The sequence below is a fragment of the Pyrobaculum sp. genome (genome assembly GCF_049971835.1).
Lineage (GTDB): Archaea > Thermoproteota > Thermoprotei > Thermoproteales > Thermoproteaceae > Pyrobaculum.
In genome coordinates this window covers 1-2863 of the sequence record NZ_JBMFKV010000211.1, presented here as the reverse complement: position 1 = coordinate 2863, position 2863 = coordinate 1, and the positions used below count along the sequence as shown (strand labels likewise).

General features: G+C 63.0%; 2 protein-coding genes, 1 tRNA gene and 1 pseudogene. 3 read left to right on the top strand and 1 reads right to left on the bottom strand.

The window, feature by feature from the left end; genetic code table 11:
- The 3 genes from ACP5J3_RS12520 to ACP5J3_RS12510 form a co-directional block, all read left to right on the top strand.
- A partial coding sequence (locus ACP5J3_RS12520; RefSeq protein WP_428495991.1) for a glycosyltransferase family 2 protein occupies positions 1-967 on the top strand: 967 nt, incomplete at its 5' end.
- A 28-nt stretch (positions 968-995) separates the two neighbouring features.
- Positions 996-2186, top strand: coding sequence for a hypothetical protein (locus ACP5J3_RS12515; protein ID WP_428495990.1), 1191 nt, complete (start codon positions 996-998; stop codon positions 2184-2186).
- Between the two features lie 50 nt (positions 2187-2236).
- A tRNA-His gene (locus tag ACP5J3_RS12510) sits at positions 2237-2333 on the top strand.
- Positions 2334-2403: 70 nt separating this feature from the next.
- On the opposite strand, the pseudogene ACP5J3_RS12505 reads toward ACP5J3_RS12510, so the two are convergent.
- A pseudogene (locus ACP5J3_RS12505) lies at positions 2404-2859 on the bottom strand (PaREP1 family protein); the annotation flags it as partial.
- Positions 2860-2863: the final 4 nt, after the last annotated feature.

The following is a 2863-nucleotide window of genomic DNA, read 5'->3' as shown; positions in this document are numbered from 1 at the left end:
GGCGCTGGGAGCTGTGAAGAGGGTGAGGGGGCGCCGGGCGCCGCCCGTCGAGAACTACCTCGTCGTGGTGGTCACGGTGGGCGACGGCCGGGTCCTTCCTGCGCTGTTGGAGACGGTGGCCCAGCTGGAGAGGCTGGGGCTGAGGTACGTGGTTGTCTCGTCGCGGCCCCTCCCCCTGCGTAGCGTATTGGTGGTGCCGCCGGAGGAGGACGGCTCTAAGTACCGCGCGGTTAGGTGGTTTGTGAAGAACTACGCCAGGCCCGACGTGTGGTACGTCTTTCTCGACGACGACAGCTACCCCCTAGACACCCGGTTCCTCAGCGACATTGCCTACTACGGCGAGAGGGGCTACGTGGCGGGCAACGGCGTCTTGGTGCCGAGGCCGGGGAGGTCGCCGCTTGCCTACGCCCTGGACTGGGTTAGGTGGTTCCACGACGTGACGGTGTACCGCTTCGCTCTGGAGGTGCTGAGGAGGCCCGTGTTCGGCATGCACGGCGAGCTCCTCATGGTGAGGGGAGACGTGTTGAGAGAGATCTGGCCCGCCATGGGGGACACCGTCACCGAGGACTTCCGCTTCGCCATGGAGTTGCTGAGGAGGCGCTACAAGACCTTCCAGTCGGCCACCCGCGTGTCGATTAGAAGCCCGAACTCCCTCGCCGACTTCGTGAGGCAGAGGGCCAGGTGGGCCAATGCCTTGAGAGACGCGGCGAGGTACAGAAACGCCCCCTACATAGGCCTTATAGCCGCCGGCTTCGCCCTCTGGACGGCGGCCCCCTCCACGTGGCTCTACGGCCCCAGCGCGCCGTTGCTAATCTCCGCCGTATACGCCGCGGTGTACCTCTACGGGAGCTTGAAGGCCAGGCGCTACGTCTTAGACGTCTGGCTCGCCTCCCTACTCGAGCTAGTCGGACTCGCCGCCGGAATCGTCAAAAGAGGCAAAACCTTCTACATCCTAGACAAGACATAGCTCTATATTTAAACTCGGTTGAGGGGTCATGGGGATTTTTAGAGTGGGCGCGGCGTTGCTTGCGGCGGCCGTCCTGGCGCTGGCCGGCGCAGAGGTGGAGTGGACGTACCAGCCTCCTCTACCCAACGGCTCCTCTCTAGCCCTCTGCGAGGCGGGGCAACACATCTACGTTGTCGGCTACGCCGCGGTGGGGCAGAGGCCTAATGGGAGCACGCCTATGTGGCACGTGGAGATGCTCCGGAAGGCGGACGGGGCTTTGGTTAAGACGTGGAGCTGGCCTGGGGGGTCCGGCGAGCTGTGGGCCTGCGCCGCGGCGGGGGGAAAGCTGGTGGCGGTGGGGGATGGCCACGGCAGGTGGTCCATCCTGCTGTTCGGTCCAAACCTTACACTTATGAAGCTGGAGGTGGAGGATGTGGCGGGCATTCCCTACGCGGTGGCGGTGGGCGGGAGGTACATCTACGTGGCCGGCGCCGAGTACTTGGGCAGATACTCGCGCTGGCGCGTCGAGAAGAGGAGCCTAGACGACCTGACTCTCCTCGCTGTGTACACAGCCTCCAGCCTAGGCGAGGTGGACAGAGCCGTGGGCATAGGCGTGAACCCGGCCACGGGGGAGATATGGGTGGTGGGCGCCAGAAGCGGGGCTCCGTGGACCGTCGAAATTCTAGACGGGGAGCTGAGGAGGGTAGAGGCGCTCGGAGCTAATCTATCCACGTCCCCCACAGGCGTGGTCTTCGACGACGAGGGCAACGCCTACGTCTACGGCACGGGATACGTGGTGAAGTACAGCAAAGAGGGCCGCGAGCTGGCGAGGACTTGGATAGGAGCGGACACGGCGAGGGGAGCCGCCTACCTTGGCGGAGTCCTCTACCTAGCAACCGAGGACTTCAAACTCATCACCATACCCCCAGGTGGGTGGGGAGTTAGGAGCTATGTCCCATTCACAGACCTGGCCAGGGCCGTGAAAGGCCACGCTACAGTGGTGAGAGGCGCCGTCTACAGCCAGGGGCATATCTACGTCGCAGGCGGCAACTGGCTGGTGCTCTCGGTAGCAACGCCTAACCACACCGCCGCGCGCCGCGTGGCGGAGACTGGAAGCTCCACCCCCAAGCCGGAGACCCAGCCAACCCCGCAGGTGCTTACCTACGTAGCCGCGGCGGCCGTCGCCACTGCAGGCGTCCTAGCCGCCAGGCGCCGTCTAGTTGCTAGGAGGCAGACGTAGCTCCGGGTTTGTGGGTTAAAATTTATAAACTGATAGATAGGGCCAACTGAGCCGCCGTAGTCTAGCGGTTAGGATGGCGGGTTGTGGTCCCGTTGACCCGACGACCCGCGAGGTCGGGTTAAGGTTCAAATCCCGGCGGCGGCCCCATGCAGTTTTTAAAGATCCACCTACGCAGGTTAGCCCTCACCGCTGGACAGACCTCTTGGTATAACTCGCCATCCTTCAACAGCTCCACCACAGCCACTGCGGCTTCCTCCCGTGTGCGGTACTTGGACCACGCCATGTCGGGATCGGGGCCGTGGTACTGATACTCGTGGAGATTAAGAGCGGTGTTGGCGACAAAGTAAATCCCGCTGTACCCCACATCACTCAGCATTTTAGACAAAGCCATCAACCTAGAAGTCGGCACCCGGGAAACACCCGTCGTCTCTAGCCAACGCCTCTCCTCGTCGCCTTTGACCAGCGTCTTCAGCTTATCCAGCTCTAGCCTCAATAAGGCGGCCATAAACGCCTTCCACGCCTGGAAGGCCTTGCCGGCGGCGTTTCTAACGAGGCCGCGGCGGAGGTACTCAAGAGCGAGGCCCGCCTCCACCAAAGCCTCAAGAAGACGCGCCGATATGTAATCCTCGGAGGAGGGCTTCGGAAGAGGCCTCTCCAATATTTCCACATCCATGTAC

Coding starts and splice junctions, on each gene's coding strand:
- ACP5J3_RS12515 (WP_428495990.1), top strand. CDS start 996: ATGGGGATTTTTAGAGTGGGCGCGGCGTTGCTTGCGGCGGCCGTCCTG.